Here is a 14,993-nt window from a genome sequence, read left to right on the forward strand (position 1 = left end):
CGTCCGAGGCTGCGGAATTCCCGGAGAAGTGCTGCCGCTAGCGCGTCGCTTCGAAGCGGATCGACGGCAGCGATGAGCCGAGCCAGGACCGATCGCTGCCGAGCGAGACCAATCTCCGTTGATGCAGCCAGGTTGCCGCAACCAGAAGGGGGAGCAGAAGCCAGGATGCAGCAACCTGCATCGTGAGATAGGCCACCGGATGCAGGCTGATGTCGATCGCACGCGTCGTATGCGCCAGAAGCGGAAGGCATTGAAGCACGGCCGCGATCATCGGCCAGAAACGATAGGCCGTCAGTGCAACGATCATGGTCGCGATCGCCGCCGCCAGGTCGATCATCAAATGCCCCGTATCGACCGCCAGAAACTCCACCGGAACAAACAGATGCAGGGCCTGATCGGCCAGAGCCATCGATATCAGAATTGCCGCTACCGCTCTCTCGGGTCCGCCCCCCTTCCGGAGCGCATAGACGAGGGCCGCCAGCAACAAAGTCACGAAGATTGCGATCCGTAGCATCGCGATCAGAGACCATGCTGAAAGCCCTCGGTCAATGGCGGTCAGCGCACGATTGCGAGCTTGGCGGGCGCGTCTTTCGCGATCGCCGGGCATTCGTGAAGGTCGAGACCCGACGTCTCGCGGCCGATCTCGGCGAGTTCGCCATGCACGCGAAGGATGTCGCCGCTGACGCCCACCAGCGCCAGCTGCGCCCTTGCGATTCGGTGGATGGTGGCGTGCCCTTTCGTTGCCGGCACGCCAGCGATGTCGCGGCGCGCTGTCACGACTTCGGTCATCAGCGAGGACATGGCGATGAGCGCGCCATCGATCTGCGCTTCGGCAGCTGGAACCGCTTGTTGCAGGCGTTCGGCACTTGCGGTGAATTGGTCGGACATAGCATCTCCTTCCGGGAAGCGCGATGCATTCCCGGCCGTTGGTTCAACAAGGGGAAGGGATCAGCTGGAGACCAACCGCGTCAGCGACTGCCCGATCGCGAGGCCCGCGAGGATCATGAACAGCAATGTGACTAACATCGCCATAACAATCACCACGCGGGTCGGAGGTCGATAATCGGGCCTCCATATAATCCCGAACGGCGGGCGGCTGCCCGATCGCCCTGTCTTCAACATGGACCTATCGTGCAGGCCCATGACATCTTCAGGGTTTCCGTCTGGGAAGTGGGATGGCACCAGTTTGGGCCGCGGCGGTAGTATGATTGGATCACATGATATCCGATCATAGGTCTGCCGCAGCCGGGCGTAGATGATCGCCGCCTCGTCCCGGTTCTCCGCGCCCAGGATGTCGCGCGCCGTCGTCAGCCGGAGATCGACGGCCTGCTTCGAAATATCGAGACGGCGAGCAATCTGCTTCGACGTTTGCCGCTCAAGCAGCAAATCGAGACAAGCACGTTGCTTGTCAGTCAGGCGCGACCAGCGCGCGTGATCATCTGATGGGTGCGACCCCGAATCACTCATTGTGACACTGTTGTCAAAAATGCGCCGAGCACAAGCTACGGGATGCAGTTCGCGGTTGCTTGCTCCATGTTACCTGTCTGGCGCCTACGCCGCTCCCTGTCTTTCTATCCTATTGTACGACGACGTTAAAAGCTTGTTGAATACGGAGCTTTTCTGCGTCTCTTACTCGTCCCCGTCGCGCCGGACACTGCCGTCCGGCCCAAGAACTGGGGACCCCGATGGGCACCGAACCGAACCGGCTGGAGGCACGTCATCGCAGCGCCCGCATGCTGCGCACGGCGATGGGCGACGCGATCGCCGACTGGCTTGCCGACCCCGAAATCATCGAGATCATGCTCAACCCGGATGGCCGGTTATGGGTTGATCGGCTGGGGCAGGGCATCGCCGAAAGCGGGCGGACGCTGACCGCCGCCGATGGCGAGCGCATCATTCGGCTCGTCGCGCATCATGTGGGCGCCGAAGTGCATGCCGGCGCTCCCCGCGTGTCGGCTGAACTTCCCGAGGGCGGCGAACGCTTCGAAGGCCTGTTGCCGCCCGTCGTCGCAGCGCCGACCTTCGCGATCCGCAAGCCCGCGATCGCCATTTTCTCGCTCGGCGATTACGCCGCCGCTGGCATCATGCGTGAGGACGAGGCCGCCATCCTCCGGTCCGCAGTGCGGAGCCGACTTAACATCCTCGTCGCTGGCGGCACCGGAACCGGCAAGACCACGCTCACCAACGCGCTGCTCGCCGAGATCGCGGGGAGCAGCGACCGCATCGTCCTGATCGAGGACACGCGCGAACTCCAATGCGCTGCCCCCAATATGGTCGCGATGCGCACCAAAGACGGGGTTGCCTCGCTCTCGGACCTCGTGCGCTCCTCGCTGCGCCTCCGCCCCGACCGCATCCCGATCGGCGAGGTGCGCGGCGCCGAGGCGCTCGACCTTCTCAAGGCCTGGGGCACCGGTCACCCGGGCGGCGTGGGCACGATCCACGCCGGGAGTGCGCTTGGTGCGCTTCGCCGGATGGAGCAACTGATCCAGGAGGCTGTGGTCACCGTGCCACGCGCCCTGCTCGCCGAGACGATCAACCTTGTCGCCGTGCTGGTCCGGGACGGAGCCGGGCGGCGACTGTCCGAACTCGCGCGCATCGACGGGCTCGACCCCGCGACCGGTGAATACCGCCTCACACCCGCTGATTCTGCAGGAGACCCTTCATGAAGATTGCCCTTCGCAACCGTGCAATGCTGACCGCGGGCGCTCTCGCCGTCGCGCTCGCACTCACCGCGCCCGCCCATGCCGGCGGGTCGTCGATGCCCTGGGAAGCGCCGCTCCAGTCGATCCTCGAAAGCATCGAGGGACCGGTGGCCAAGATCGTCGCGGTGATCATCATCATCGTGACGGGTCTCAGTCTCGCCTTCGGCGACACCTCGGGCGGATTCCGGCGCCTCGTCCAGATCGTCTTCGGCCTGTCGATCGCCTTCGCAGCGTCGAGCTTCTTCCTCTCCTTCTTCTCCTTTGGCGGCGGAGCGCTCGTCTGATGAGCCGCGAAGCGGAGGTGCCGGGCTTCTTCGCTCCGGTTCACCGGGCGCTGGCCGAGCCCATCCTGCTCGGCGGCGCGCCGCGCAGCCTCGCGATCGTCAATGGCACGCTCGCGGGCGCCGTGGGGCTCGGCCTCAGACTCTGGATTGTCGGCCTCGCGATCTGGGCCGTCGGGCACGCCCTCGCGGTCTGGGCCGCGCGCCGCGATCCGCAGTTCGTCGACGTTGCCCGCCGTCACCTCAAATATCCCGTCTGGATGCGCTGATGATGAACCTCTCCGAATATCGCACGAAATCCGCCCGCCTCGCCGATTTTCTCCCTTGGGTCTGCCTGGTGGCGGAGGGCGTGGTGCTGAACAAGGACGGCGCCTTCCAGCGCACGGCACGCTTCCGCGGGCCCGACCTCGACAGCGCCACGCCCGCCGAACTGGTCGCGGTCACCGCGCGCCTGAACAATACGCTCCGCCGCCTTGGATCGGGCTGGGCGGTGTTCGTTGAGGCGCAGCGCGTGCCCGCTCTTTCCTATCCGGTTTCGGAGTTTCCCGATGTCGTATCCGAGCTGGTCGATGTCGAACGCCGCGAACAATTTCGCGAGGAAGGCGCGCATTTCGAGAGCTTCTATTATCTGACCCTGCTCTGGATGCCGCCCGCCGAGGAGACGGCGCGCGCCGAGGCCTGGCTCTACGAGGGCCGCTCGAAGGCGGGTGTCGACCCGAAGGAGCTGCTGAAAAGCTTCATCGACCGCACTGGACGGGTGCTCCATCTCGTCGAGGGCTTCATGCCCGTGGCCGAATGGCTGGATGACGGAGAGACGCTCACCTATCTGCACAGCTGCGTCTCGACCAAGGTCCAGCGTGTCCGCGTCCCCGAGACGCCCGCCTATCTCGACGCGCTGCTCGCCGACGAGGCGCTGGTCGGCGGGCTCGAGCCGCGGCTCGGCGATCATCATCTGCGCACGCTCACCATCACTGGCTTTCCGAGCGTCACCTTTCCGGGCCTGCTCGACGAACTCAACCGCCAGGCTTTCGGCTATCGCTGGTCGTCGCGCGCGATCATGCTCGACAAGACCGATGCGACCAAACTGCTCACCAAAATCAGGCGACAATGGTTCGCCAAGCGCAAGTCGGTCGCCGCGATCCTCAAGGAAGTAATGACCAACGAAGCGTCGGTCCTGATGGACAGCGACGCCTCGAACAAGGCAGCCGACGCCGACATGGCGCTGCAGGAGCTTGGCGCCGACGAGGCGGGCATCGCCTATGTCACCGCCACGATCACGGTCTGGGACCGCGATCCGGCGCTCGCGACCGAGAAGCTCCGCCTGGTCGAGAAGATCGTCCAGAGCCGCGACTTCACCTGTACCGCCGAGAGCGTCAACGCGCTCGACGCCTGGTTCGGGAGCCTGCCCGGCCATGTCTATGGCAATGTTCGCCAGCCCCCGATCTCCACCCTCAATCTCGCCCACTTGATCCCCCTATCCGCGGTGTGGGCGGGGGCGGAACGGGACGAGCATTTCGGTGATGCCCCCTTGCTTTACGGCAAGACCGAAGGTTCGACCCCGTTCCGCCTAACTCTTCATGTCGGCGATGTCGGGCACTGCCTTGTCGTCGGCCCGACCGGCGCTGGCAAATCGGTGCTGCTCGCGCTGATGGCGCTGCAGTTCCGGCGCTATCCGGAGAGCCAGATCTTCGCCTTCGACTATGGCGGGTCGATCCGCGCTGCCGCACTCGCGATGGGCGGCGACTGGCAGGATCTCGGCGGCGCGCTCCACGATGCCGGCAGTGACGGATCGGTCGCGCTGCAGCCGCTCGCGCGGATCGACGAGGCAGCCGAGCGTGCCTGGGCCGCCGAATGGTTCGCGGTGCTGCTTGCCGGCGAAGGCGTCGCTGTCGACCCGGGGGCCAAGGAGCATATCTGGTCGGCGCTGACGTCGCTCGCGACCGCACCTGTTTCCGAGCGCACCCTTACCGGCCTTGCGGTGCTGCTCCAGTCGCAGGAGCTCAAGCTCGCGCTCGCGCCCTATCTTGTCGGCGGGCCCTGGGGCCGGCTGCTCGACGCGGAGGCCGAGCATCTGGGCACGGCCCGCGTCCAGGCTCTCGAAACCGAGGGACTGGTTGGAGCGTCGTCGGCGGCGACGGTCCTCTCCTATCTCTTCCATCGCATCGAGGGCCGCCTCGACGGGTCGCCGACGCTCATCATCATTGATGAGGGATGGCTGGTGCTCGACAGCCCGGCCTTCGCGGCGCAGCTGCGCGAATGGCTGAAGACGCTGCGCAAGAAGAATGCGAGCGTGGTCTTCGCGACGCAAAGCCTTGCCGACATCGAAGGATCGAGCATCGCGCCCGCGATCATCGAAAGCTGCCCGACACGGATATTTCTGCCGAACGAGCGCGCAGCGGAGCCCCAGATCGCGCGGGTCTATGCGCGCTTCGGACTCAACGACCGGCAGATCGAGATATTGAGCCGGGCGACGCCGAAGCGCGACTATTATTGCCAGTCGCGGCGCGGCAACCGGCTGTTCGACCTCGGCCTTGGCGAAATCGCGCTCGCCTTTGCCGCCGCTTCCTCGAAATCCGACCAGATCCGTATCCGCGAGATCATCGCCGCCCACGGCCAGCAGCAGTTCGCAGCGGCCTGGCTTCGCCACCGCGGCCTCGCATGGGCCGCCGATCTGCTCGGCCAGCTCGAAATTGCAGCCCCTTGAAGGAGTGAAGGAATGAAGATGCCTTGTTACCGTCGTGTCGTCGTGGTCGGCCTGCTTGCGGCCGCCGGCTTGCCTGTTGGCGCGGCGGTCGCGCCTGCAGCTGCGCAGGTCGGTGGGATCGTCCACGATCCGCGCAACTATGCCCAGAATATCCTGACCGCAGCGCGCACGCTCGAGCAGATCAACAACCAGATCAAGCAGCTGCAGAACCAGGCGACCTCGCTCGTCAACGAGGCGCGCAATCTGCAGAGCCTGCCGACCTCGACGCTGCAGGAGCTGCAGGGCCAGGTCGATCGCACCCGCGAGCTTCTGGGCGAGGCGCAGCGCGTCGCCTTCGATGTCGGCGACATCCAGAAGGCGTTCGACGCGCGCTACAAGGGGGCGGCGCTTTCGGGTTCGCAGGCGGCGATGGTCGCCAATGCCGAGGCCCGCTGGACCGACAGCGTCGGCGCCTTCCAGGACGCGATGAAGGTGCAGGCCGGGGTGGTCGGCAACATGGGCGCGACGCGCCAGTCGATCGGGACGCTGGTGACCGCGAGCCAGTCGGCGACCGGCGCCTTGCAGGCGGCGCAGGCGGGCAACCAGCTGCTCGCGCTCCAATCGCAGCAGCTCGGCGATCTCGCTGCCGCGATCGCGGCGCAGGGCCGGGCCGAAATGCTCGATGCCGCGCGCGCAGCCGCCGCCGAGGCCGAAGGGCGCGAACGCTTCCGCCGCTTCCGCAAGGGCAATTGAGATGGGGCGGGCGGGGAACCTTATGGTCGGAGCGATCGTCGGCGGCATGGCGCTGGCGCTCGCGCTTCTGGCTGCGCTCGACCCGCCCGCGCCCCGTGCGTCCGCTCCCCCGCAGATATCCGGAGCGGACGCACGACCCGATCTTGGCGCGACGCTGCGCCGCTGCCGCACCGTCACGGTCGCCGACGCCGAATGCGAAGCGGCCTGGGACGCCAAGCGGCGACACTTCTTCCGCGAAGAGAAGGATGCGAGATGAACGATACAGGGGTCATCGACCAGTTTCTGTCGGTCTTCTCGACCTATATCGACAGCGGTTTCGGCTTGCTCGGCGGCGAGGTCGGCTTCCTCTCCTCGACGCTGATCGTGATAGATGTGACGATCGCGGCGCTTTTCTGGGCGTGGGGCGCCGACGAGGATGTCGTGCAGCGTCTCGTCAAGAAGACGCTCTACATCGGGGTCTTCGCCTTCATCATCGGCAATTTCCAGAGCCTGGCCACGATCCTGCTCGAGAGCTTCGCGGGTCTGGGCCTGAAGGCGAGCGGCGGGGCCATGGCGATCGGCGATTTCATGCGCCCCGGCGTCGTGGCAGCGACCGGGCTCGACGCGGCCGAACCGCTGCTCGATGCGAGCGCCGATCTCTTGGGGCCGGTCGGGCTCTTCACCAATTTCGTCCAGATCATGATCCTGCTCGTCGCTTGGGTGATCGTCGTCCTCGCTTTCTTCATCCTCGCGGTGCAGGTCTTCGTGACGATCCTCGAATTCAAGCTCGTGACCCTCGCGGGGTTCGTGCTCATTCCCTTCGCATTTTTCGGGCGCACCGCCTTCATGGCCGAGCGAGTGCTCGGGCACATCATTTCCTCGGGCATCAAGGTGCTGGTGCTCGCCGTCATCACCGGCATCGGGACGACCCTGTTCGATCGCTTCCTCAACGCGGGCGTGGGGCCAGAGCCCGACATCGAGCAGGCGATGGCGATCGCGCTCGGCGCGCTGACGCTCCTCGGTCTCGGCATCTTCGGTCCCAGCATCGCCAATGGCATCGTCGCGGGCGGACCGCAGCTCGGAGCCGGTGCGGCGGCGGGAGCTACAGTAACGGCGGGCGCGACGCTCGCCGCCGGCGTGGCGGGAACGGCGCTCGCTGCTGGAGCGGCGGCAACCGCGGCGCGCGGCGCTGCGGCTGCGGGCGCCCGCGGCGCCGGGAGCGCTTCGGCGGCTTATGCGGCGGGCGCTGCCGGAAAGAGCGGGGCGAGGGCGGTCGGATCGGGCTTGGCCAATGTCGCGCGCACCGCTGCGAGCGGCGCCGCATCGCCGCTCCGCGGCGCGGCGGAGAAAATCCGGGCGAACTTCGAGGCCGGGCGTACTGGCGCTACCGACAGCGCGGCGCCCGCGAGCGGCACCAGCGCGCCGCCGGCCTGGGCGACCGCCATGCGGCGGCGCCAGATGGTCACGCAGGGTGCCACGATCGGGGCGCACACCCTGAAAGGCGGCGACAGCCACGGCGGCGGATCGGCGCCCGACATCAGCGAAAAGGACTGATCGACCATGTTCAAAAGACCGCATAATCATTACGGTCGCGCCCCCGAGCCGGTCACGCCCTATCAGCGTGCCGCGCAGGTCTGGGACGACCGCATCGGATCGGCGCGTGTCCAGGCGAAGAACTGGCGTCTCGCTTTCTTCGGGTCGCTCATGCTTTCGGGCGGTCTCGCTGCCGGCCTCGTCTGGCACTCTGCGCGCGGGACGATCACGCCTTGGGTGGTCGAAGTCGACAAGCTCGGCGAGGCGCGCGCGATCGCACCCGCAGACGAGGATTATCAGCCGACCGACCCGCAGGTAGCCTTCCATCTCGCGCGCTTCATCGAGCATGTGCGCGCGATCCCTGCCGATCCCGTGGTCCTGCGCAAGGACTGGCTATCGGCCTATGACTTCACGACGGCGACGGGTGCGCAGGCGCTCAACGACCATGCGCGGAACAATGACCCCTTCGCCGAAGTGGGAAAATTTCAGGTCGCGGTCGATGTGTCGAGCGTGATCCGCGCATCGAAGGACAGCTTCCGGATCGCCTGGACCGAGCGCCGCTATCAGGACGGGAGCCTGATCGAGACCGCGCGCTGGTCGGCGATCCTCACCGTGACGCATGCGCCGCCGCGCACCCCCGACGCCCTCCGCCGCAACCCGCTCGGAGTCTTCGTCACTGCTATCTCGTGGTCCAAGGAGCTCAGCCAATGAACGCCGATTTTCGTCGTTTTCTGCTCGCCGGCATCGCCGCGCTCGGCATGACATCGCCCGCGTTCGCCACCGAACCGCGTGATCCGAAACAGAGTGTCGGACGCGCGAATGATGCCGCGCGCGTCCAGCCCGAGCGCGCGACCTTCCTCAATGCGATCCAGAAATATGCCTGGGCAGAGGGCGCGCTGTTCCAGGTCTATGCGGCGCCCGGGCAGGTTACCGATATCGTGCTGCAGGAAGGCGAGGAACTGGTCGGGCCGGGACCGGTGGCTGCCGGCGACACCGTGCGCTGGATCATCGGCGACACCGTGAGCGGCAGCGGTGCGGCGCGACGCGTGCATATTCTGGTGAAACCAACCCGCGCCGACATCATGACGAATATCGTCATCAACACCAGCCGACGGACCTATCACCTCGAGCTGCGCGCGACTCCTGCCACCTATATGGCGTCGGTGTCCTGGTCCTATCCGGAAGCCGAACTGATCGCGCTGCGCGCCGCCGAAGCGGAGCGCGAACGGGTGGCGCCGGTCGCGGCGGGGCTCGATCTTGCAGCGCTCAACTTTCGCTACAGGCTGACGGGGGACAAGCCGGACTGGCGGCCTGTCCGGGTCTTCGATGACGGGCGGCAAATCTTCATCGAGTTCGGTGACGACATTGCGACGGGCGATATGCCGCCGCTGTTCGCCACCGGCGCGAAGGGCGAGGCCGAGCTTCTCAACTACCGCGTCCATGAGCGCTACATGATCGTTGACCGCCTGTTCGAACGCGGCGAGCTGCGTCTGGGGGCGGGCCGTGCGGCGCGCAAGGTGGTCATAGAGCGGACCGGTCGCGGACGGGGGGGCTCGTGAGCGTGCCGGAACGCGAAGCCCAAGCGGCGGAGGTCATCGCCCCGGCGCCCTCAGATGCGCAGCCCTTCCGGCTCGGTGGCGAGCCGCCGCAGGTCATGCGCCTCTCGCGCAAGGCACTCGCCATCCTTGGCGCCGCTTCCGGACTCGCGATCGGCGGGGCGCTGCTCTACGCGTTGCAGCCAAGCAAGCCAAAGGTCGCGGAAAATCTCTACGACAGCGATCGCCCGAACAAGTCGGAGCGCGTGACGGGCGCGCCGAGCGATTATGGCAAAATCCCCAGAGTCGGCGAGCCGCTGCCCGGCGATCTCGGGCGGCCGATCCTCGCCGCGCGCGAGAATGGCGAGACCGTCCCCGTACCGGCAATCGGCGCGCCGCCGCCGGACCCGCGCTTCGCCGCCGCCGAACAGGCCCGCATGCGCGTGTTTCAGGAAAAGGATGCGGCGCGGGCCAGCCGCCTGTTTCTCGGCGGCGATGCGGGAGCATCCGCGGGTCTGTCGCTGCCGGGTGATGCGTCCGCTCCGCCTGCGACCCCTGTGGCGCAGACATCTTCCGGGCCCGCGAAAATGGGGGGGGGGTTCCTCGATGCGGACCGTGCCCGGCCGAGCGAAAGCCTGGCGCGGCTGATTGCGCCGTCATCGCCCCATATCGTGCAGGCGGGGTCGATCATCCCCGCGGCGCTCATCACCGGGATCCGCTCGGATCTTCCGGGGCAGGTTACCGCGCAGGTCACGCAGAATGTCTATGACAGTCCGACCGGACGGATACTGCTCATTCCGCAGGGAGCGCGGCTGATCGGCGAATATGACAGCGAGATAAGTGCCGGTCAGAACCGGGTTCTGCTCGCCTGGGACCGGCTCATTCTGCCAGGAGGACGCTCGGTCGCCCTCGATCGTTTGCCGGGAGCGGATAGGGCAGGGATGGCGGGGCTGGCCGACCGAACCGATAATCACTGGGGCGGTTTGCTCCGCGCTTCGCTTGTTTCGGCGTTGCTCGGTATCGGGGCGGAGGCCGGATCGCAGGGTGATGAAGCCATCGTTCGCGCGCTTCGCGACGGAACGCAGGACAGCATCGGTCAAGCCGGGCGTCAAGTTGTCGAGCGCGCGCTCCGGGTTCCGCCGACCCTCACGATACGACCCGGTTTTTCCCTGCGCGTGATCGTAACGCGCGATCTGGTTCTCGAGCCGGTGCGAGGTGCGCTATGAGCAGATTGCGGCTGGGTGTGGTGGAGGAAGACAAGCCGGTTAAACTGGCGATCGAGTTCAGCGGAGCGCTGATCCGCGACCTTGCAGATTATGCGCGGGTGCATGCAGCGCTGACTGGGCTGGCAGCGCCGCTCGCTCCTGAAAAGCTTGTGCCGCCCATGATCGAGCGTTTCATCGCGGGCGACCGGGAGTTCAGCAAACAGCGCCGACGCTAGGGCGCCGAGCGGTGCAATTCTAGTGCCGTGCGTCCTCAATTATGTTGTCGAGGAGCTTAGTGATATGTGCGCCCCAAGCGTCGAGCGCCTCGCGCTTCTCGTCGGCGTAGGCGTAGCGCTGATAAACACCCGAGACCCCGCCCTTTCGGCGGTTCTGAACTGCTTCGATCCAGTCGCTAGGTATCCGCAAAGCCTGGAGGCCGGTGGCGGCTGAGCGGCGGAGATCGTGAAAACGCCATGGCGCGACCGGGGCTGCATCTTCTTCGATGAGTTCGGAAATCCGTTCGTCGAGCTTCGCCTTGCATTTGGAAAACCCCGATACTCGAGACTCCCCGCCATCGGTAGTGAGGACAAAGCCCTTGGCGGGCCACTTGCTGCCGCCAGCAATGCGATCGAGTTCGCCAACGACTGCTTTCGATAAAGGGACGAGGTGCTCGAGGCCATTTTTGGCTCGCGCAGCTGGTAGTATCCATTCAGCTTTGGCACGATCGAGCTCATTCCATTCCAGCGCCGCGACTTCATCGCGCCGCTGGCCGGTAAGGAGGAGCAGCCGGACCAGTCCCGCGAAGGCGATTCCCATGTCTTCGCTTGCCTCCCAGACGAGCTTGAGTTCTGGGTCGCGGAGCACGCGATCCCGACTGCGAGCGGCTGAGGGGACCTCGAAGCCTTCAAGCGGATTCTTCTCGATCATGCCTCGCCCCTTGGCCCAACGCATGACGCGCCTGGCGACAGCAAAGACGTTTCGCCGAAGCGCAGCGCTTTGTCCGGGGATCTCGTCAACTATCGCGACGATTTCGGCGCCCGTGATTGAGGGCAGGGAGCGCGTCCCAAGTTTGGGCCGCAAGTGCTTCCGCAAAGTCGATTTCATGAAGTCGCGGTAGCGATCCCGCCCGCTTTCAAGCGCCAACTTCTCGAATTTGTCCGCCACCGAATCAAACGTCAGTTCCGTATCGACGTAGCGCTTCCGCTTTTTCTCCTCGGCGGGATCAATACCTTGGCTGATAAGGATAAGCAGCCGCTCCGCCTCGCGCCCCGCCAATTCCGGCGTCCAGCCGTTGCCATGTTGACCAATCTTGTAGCGGCGGGTCGGAGTGGCGCGGCCGCCCATGCGATACTGAAGGATATAAATTCGTCGCCCTGCAGGTGTGACTTTCAGACCAAAGCCCTTTCGGACGCTGTCCCAAAAGAACTGGTCTCGTGCTCCGGGAAGGATGCTATCGACCGTCCGTTTGCTCAATCTAATGGTCGTCATAGCAATCACATAGCAATCACGGTGAAGAAAGAAATGGAAAACAACGATGTTGTTCTAGCGTAGCAAAATGCTTGATTTTAGCCGAATAATCGCAGTTTCGAATAAATTTGGATACACCCCGAAAAGCTCCAAAATTAGATTCCTAATCTGGGGGCCGTGGGTTCGAATCCCGCCGGGTGCACCATTTCATATTCTGTCGACATCATGCTCCCGTGCGCGGCGCAGAATGCCGCATGCGGCAGCCGGTCCTTTGCAGACCGGAGAGCAGCGTGCCCGGATCATGCCGAATATCCGCGAGAATCGTGCCGCGATGGCCAAGGAATATGGCGCGCCGGGCAATAATGTGCTCGATATCGGCATCGCGAATTTCGTCCGCGCCGCAGAGGCTATGCCGTCGCGCGGCGTGACTCGGGATCGCGCAAGCCTGGCAGGAACGGACTCGGGATTTCCGGGGCCAGGCGATAGGTGGAGAGGGGATGGACATTGATGACACGTGCGGCGCTCGACAGGCTCTGGGCCAAGGTGGAATCACAGCGGGAGCGTGTTCCCGCCATGTATGGCAAGGTCGATTTCCGCGCCGTCCCCGAACGCTTCACCGCGACCCCGGGCGATGCGACGGCCCTGTCGGGGAAATATGACCGCGATCGCGACGCGCTGCTCGCCGATGTCGAGCGGGTCGAGTTCATCCGCGCCTATACGATGATCGGCGATGTCACCGCCGACGCCTATGCCGCCCTGATGCGCGAACATGGCTTTCGCGCGCTGGTCGACATGCTGACGCAGGCCTGCGACCATGGCGTCGAGAATGTGCCGGGCGCACCGCCCGAGCTGGTTGCGTTCATCAAGGATATGGAGCGTATTCCCGACTGGCTCGACATGAAGCTGGTCGAGGAAGGCGCGCGGGTCGATCGCAACGCGGCGGCCAATCTCGGCCCGTTCATCATTCGCGGCGCCTTTATCGCGACCTTCATGAACAAATATGCCGCATTGCCAATGGCGATCACCGGCACACTGACGAGCCAGACCGCAGGCCGGCGGGTCAAGGATACCGCGACCTTCTTCACCACGTCGGTGCTTCCGGGCGCGCTCGAACGTTTTGGCCCCGGCTTCAAATCGGCGGCGATGGTGCGGCTGATGCATTCGATGGTGCGCGCGAACGTGCTGCGGCGCCCGAAGGACTGGGACATGGGCGTTTATGGCATCCCCATCCCGCAGGTCGACCAGATGCCCGCCGGGCTGATCTCGGTCTTCCTCCTCTCATACAAGATGATCGAGGAAGGGCGCCATCAGTTCACGCCGCGCGAACGCGCGATGGTCGAACTCGCGCGCTATCGCTGCTTCCTGCTCGGGCTGCCCGAGGAACTGCTCGCCGATACGCCGCAGGGGATCGTCGACCTGATGAACGCGCGCAGCGGCACATTGCGCAGCGGATATGACGACAGCACCTGCGGCGAATTGCTGCGCGCAACGATGGCGGCCGATCTGCGGCCGGACAATTCTCGGGGGGCGCGCGTCCATGAAATCTTCGAACTGGCCTTTGCCAAGCTGTTCTTCGTCAAAAGCTTCATGGGCGGCGACAAGGCGAAGGCGGCGTCGATCGGCGTGACGCTGACCTCGGGCGATGTCGCGCTGGCCGCACTCGCGGGGCTGTTCATCTATGCCCGGATGCGCCTTTACGCGCTTGCGGCCTATATTCCCGGGGTGCGTGGCATCGCCGACCGCCGGCTGGTCGCGAAGCTCAAGGCGCAGCTCGTCAGCTATGGCCATGCCGAATTCACGACCGACGCCGCGCAATATCGCCCGACGGCGGCGCCCGTTCCGGCCGAGTGATGCGGGGCGCCCACCGGGGCGCCCCGAATTCACGCCGCGGGCGCGAAGGCTTCCATCATCCGCATGGCGTCGCTGTCGATCGGCTGAATGTTCAGGTCGGCGCGAATGCGGCTGATCGGATCGGCGATGCGCTGGTGCCAGGGAACCGCGATCAGCTCCTTGGTGGTGCGGCCGTGCCGCCAGCCGTCGAACATCACGGTGAGCAATATGTCGGTCAGCTCGGGCGCGTCGACCGCGGCTTTGGTTGCCACCGTTGCCAGAAAACGCGTCGAGTAATTCTGGCCGAACTGCGCCATCTGAAATCCCGAAATTGCGACTTCGCCCGCGGGCGTGAAGCCATAGCCGCCGACCAGATGCCAGATGTCGTGAAGCTGGAGGATGCGGCGGTTGGTGCGGTTTTGCGCCGGATAGTCGCCGGGCAGGACGACGGTGTCGGCGTCGATCACCTCGATATCATAGCCATTGGCATTGAGCATCGACAACAGATCCTTGGCAAGGCTGTCGGCTGCATGGCTTTCGAGGTCGGCGGTGGTCAAGCGCACCTCGGGCTGGGCGATGAGGTCATGGACCCCCTCGAATTCGAGCAGCGCCGCCTCGCAGCCATCGATCATCCGCTGGTCATAGTGATGGCCGAGCGCGACGACGGCCAGCGTCAGGTCGAGTTCGCCATCCTCGGTCGACCGCGGCCGTTCGATGATGGTCCAGAACGCGTCCCACAAGGCGCGGGGCAGCACAATGCGCGGCTTGCCGTCGGTCACCCACGGCAAAGCCGCTGTGATATGCGCGGCGCGCGCGGCGCCGTCGCTGCTCGCGGCGGTGGCGGCCGCGATGGCGTCGAAGATCGGCACCTGCGCGACGGGATCGACAAAGGCTGCGGTCGTCATCAGCGCGGCGAGCCCCAATACCGGCTCCTCCGCCAGCGGCGGTTGGCCGGTTTCGACCCATTTTTCAAACTCGTTGCGCATCGACATGTCGATCATGGCCAAAGCCTCCCTATGCATCTG

The 14,993-nt window shown here is 65.4% G+C and carries 17 protein-coding genes; 12 read left to right on the forward strand and 5 right to left on the reverse strand.

Annotated features, from left to right (window positions below):
- Window positions 1-37: 37 nt before the first annotated feature.
- Genes AC07NV_RS14755 through AC07NV_RS14765 form a run of 3 tightly spaced genes read right to left on the reverse strand, consistent with a single transcriptional unit; the run spans window position 38 to window position 1,467 of the window.
- On the reverse strand, window positions 38-607 hold the full coding sequence (locus AC07NV_RS14755; RefSeq protein WP_495167118.1) for a hypothetical protein: 570 nt from the start codon (window positions 605-607) through the stop codon (window positions 38-40).
- A complete protein-coding gene (locus AC07NV_RS14760; RefSeq protein WP_495167119.1) occupies window positions 556-888 on the reverse strand; it encodes a hypothetical protein in 333 nt (110 codons plus the stop codon). The genes AC07NV_RS14755 and AC07NV_RS14760 overlap by 52 nt, the downstream gene beginning before the upstream one ends.
- 60 nt (window positions 889-948) lie before the next feature.
- Window positions 949-1,467, reverse strand: a complete 519-nt coding sequence (locus tag AC07NV_RS14765; RefSeq protein WP_495167120.1) for a LuxR C-terminal-related transcriptional regulator — start codon at window positions 1,465-1,467, stop codon at window positions 949-951.
- A 218-nt stretch (window positions 1,468-1,685) separates the two neighbouring features.
- On the opposite strand from AC07NV_RS14765, the gene trbB reads away from it, so the two are divergent.
- Genes trbB through AC07NV_RS14820 form a run of 11 tightly spaced genes read left to right on the forward strand, consistent with a single transcriptional unit; the run spans window position 1,686 to window position 10,907 of the window.
- Window positions 1,686-2,666, forward strand: a complete 981-nt coding sequence (gene trbB, locus AC07NV_RS14770) for a P-type conjugative transfer ATPase TrbB (RefSeq protein WP_495167121.1) — start codon at window positions 1,686-1,688, stop codon at window positions 2,664-2,666.
- Window positions 2,663-2,986: a TrbC/VirB2 family type IV secretion system protein gene (locus AC07NV_RS14775; RefSeq protein ID WP_495167122.1), complete on the forward strand. Its 324-nt coding sequence runs from the start codon at window positions 2,663-2,665 to the stop codon at window positions 2,984-2,986. Before trbB ends, AC07NV_RS14775 begins: the two co-directional genes overlap by 4 nt.
- The gene (locus AC07NV_RS14780) at window positions 2,986-3,252 is read left to right on the forward strand and encodes a VirB3 family type IV secretion system protein (RefSeq protein ID WP_495167123.1); all 267 of its coding nucleotides are present in this window, start codon (window positions 2,986-2,988) and stop codon (window positions 3,250-3,252) included. Before AC07NV_RS14775 ends, AC07NV_RS14780 begins: the two co-directional genes overlap by 1 nt.
- Window positions 3,252-5,687, forward strand: a complete 2,436-nt coding sequence (gene trbE / locus AC07NV_RS14785; protein ID WP_495167124.1) for a conjugal transfer protein TrbE — start codon at window positions 3,252-3,254, stop codon at window positions 5,685-5,687. Before AC07NV_RS14780 ends, trbE begins: the two co-directional genes overlap by 1 nt.
- Before the next feature lie 12 nt (window positions 5,688-5,699).
- The gene (gene trbJ, locus AC07NV_RS14790; RefSeq protein ID WP_495167125.1) at window positions 5,700-6,419 is read left to right on the forward strand and encodes a P-type conjugative transfer protein TrbJ; all 720 of its coding nucleotides are present in this window, start codon (window positions 5,700-5,702) and stop codon (window positions 6,417-6,419) included.
- Between the two features lie 22 nt (window positions 6,420-6,441).
- Window positions 6,442-6,675, forward strand: a complete 234-nt coding sequence (gene trbK-alt, locus AC07NV_RS14795; protein ID WP_495167126.1) for a putative entry exclusion protein TrbK-alt — start codon at window positions 6,442-6,444, stop codon at window positions 6,673-6,675.
- Complete coding sequence (gene trbL / locus AC07NV_RS14800; protein ID WP_495167127.1) at window positions 6,672-7,952, forward strand: P-type conjugative transfer protein TrbL; 1,281 nt, start codon at window positions 6,672-6,674, stop codon at window positions 7,950-7,952. The genes trbK-alt and trbL overlap by 4 nt, the downstream gene beginning before the upstream one ends.
- A gap of 6 nt (window positions 7,953-7,958) precedes the next feature.
- A complete protein-coding gene (gene trbF, locus AC07NV_RS14805) occupies window positions 7,959-8,642 on the forward strand; it encodes a conjugal transfer protein TrbF (protein WP_495167128.1) in 684 nt (227 codons plus the stop codon).
- Window positions 8,643-8,689: 47 nt separating this feature from the next.
- Window positions 8,690-9,490 carry a P-type conjugative transfer protein TrbG gene (gene trbG / locus AC07NV_RS14810; protein ID WP_495167281.1) on the forward strand — a complete coding sequence of 267 codons (801 nt, stop codon included), beginning with the start codon at window positions 8,690-8,692 and terminating at the stop codon, window positions 9,488-9,490.
- Window positions 9,487-10,692: a TraB/TrbI/VirB10 family type IV secretion system protein gene (locus tag AC07NV_RS14815; protein WP_495167129.1), complete on the forward strand. Its 1,206-nt coding sequence runs from the start codon at window positions 9,487-9,489 to the stop codon at window positions 10,690-10,692. Before trbG ends, AC07NV_RS14815 begins: the two co-directional genes overlap by 4 nt.
- Window positions 10,689-10,907, forward strand: coding sequence for a DUF2274 domain-containing protein (locus AC07NV_RS14820; protein WP_495167130.1), 219 nt, complete (start codon window positions 10,689-10,691; stop codon window positions 10,905-10,907). Before AC07NV_RS14815 ends, AC07NV_RS14820 begins: the two co-directional genes overlap by 4 nt.
- A gap of 19 nt (window positions 10,908-10,926) precedes the next feature.
- Here the strand turns inward: AC07NV_RS14820 and AC07NV_RS14825 are convergent, their stop codons facing one another.
- Window positions 10,927-12,159, reverse strand: coding sequence for a tyrosine-type recombinase/integrase (locus tag AC07NV_RS14825; protein WP_495167131.1), 1,233 nt, complete (start codon window positions 12,157-12,159; stop codon window positions 10,927-10,929).
- A 486-nt stretch (window positions 12,160-12,645) separates the two neighbouring features.
- On the opposite strand from AC07NV_RS14825, the gene AC07NV_RS14830 reads away from it, so the two are divergent.
- Window positions 12,646-13,989, forward strand: coding sequence for an oxygenase MpaB family protein (locus AC07NV_RS14830; RefSeq protein ID WP_495167132.1), 1,344 nt, complete (start codon window positions 12,646-12,648; stop codon window positions 13,987-13,989).
- A gap of 29 nt (window positions 13,990-14,018) precedes the next feature.
- Here the strand turns inward: AC07NV_RS14830 and AC07NV_RS14835 are convergent, their stop codons facing one another.
- A complete protein-coding gene (locus tag AC07NV_RS14835; RefSeq protein ID WP_495167133.1) occupies window positions 14,019-14,969 on the reverse strand; it encodes a Coq4 family protein in 951 nt (316 codons plus the stop codon).
- Between the last annotated feature and the right edge of the window lie 24 nt (window positions 14,970-14,993).

This window comes from Sphingopyxis sp. GW821-FHT10B01 (assembly GCF_059415685.1).

Coding starts and splice junctions, on each gene's coding strand:
- AC07NV_RS14755 (WP_495167118.1), bottom strand. CDS start 607: ATGCCCGGCGATCGCGAAAGACGCGCCCGCCAAGCTCGCAATCGTGCG.
- AC07NV_RS14760 (WP_495167119.1), bottom strand. CDS start 888: ATGTCCGACCAATTCACCGCAAGTGCCGAACGCCTGCAACAAGCGGTT.
- AC07NV_RS14765 (WP_495167120.1), bottom strand. CDS start 1,467: ATGAGTGATTCGGGGTCGCACCCATCAGATGATCACGCGCGCTGGTCG.
- trbB (WP_495167121.1), top strand. CDS start 1,686: ATGGGCACCGAACCGAACCGGCTGGAGGCACGTCATCGCAGCGCCCGC.
- AC07NV_RS14775 (WP_495167122.1), top strand. CDS start 2,663: ATGAAGATTGCCCTTCGCAACCGTGCAATGCTGACCGCGGGCGCTCTC.
- AC07NV_RS14780 (WP_495167123.1), top strand. CDS start 2,986: ATGAGCCGCGAAGCGGAGGTGCCGGGCTTCTTCGCTCCGGTTCACCGG.
- trbE (WP_495167124.1), top strand. CDS start 3,252: ATGATGAACCTCTCCGAATATCGCACGAAATCCGCCCGCCTCGCCGAT.
- trbJ (WP_495167125.1), top strand. CDS start 5,700: ATGAAGATGCCTTGTTACCGTCGTGTCGTCGTGGTCGGCCTGCTTGCG.
- trbK-alt (WP_495167126.1), top strand. CDS start 6,442: ATGGTCGGAGCGATCGTCGGCGGCATGGCGCTGGCGCTCGCGCTTCTG.
- trbL (WP_495167127.1), top strand. CDS start 6,672: ATGAACGATACAGGGGTCATCGACCAGTTTCTGTCGGTCTTCTCGACC.
- trbF (WP_495167128.1), top strand. CDS start 7,959: ATGTTCAAAAGACCGCATAATCATTACGGTCGCGCCCCCGAGCCGGTC.
- trbG (WP_495167281.1), top strand. CDS start 8,690: ATGACATCGCCCGCGTTCGCCACCGAACCGCGTGATCCGAAACAGAGT.
- AC07NV_RS14820 (WP_495167130.1), top strand. CDS start 10,689: ATGAGCAGATTGCGGCTGGGTGTGGTGGAGGAAGACAAGCCGGTTAAA.
- AC07NV_RS14825 (WP_495167131.1), bottom strand. CDS start 12,159: ATGACGACCATTAGATTGAGCAAACGGACGGTCGATAGCATCCTTCCC.
- AC07NV_RS14830 (WP_495167132.1), top strand. CDS start 12,646: ATGACACGTGCGGCGCTCGACAGGCTCTGGGCCAAGGTGGAATCACAG.
- AC07NV_RS14835 (WP_495167133.1), bottom strand. CDS start 14,969: ATGATCGACATGTCGATGCGCAACGAGTTTGAAAAATGGGTCGAAACC.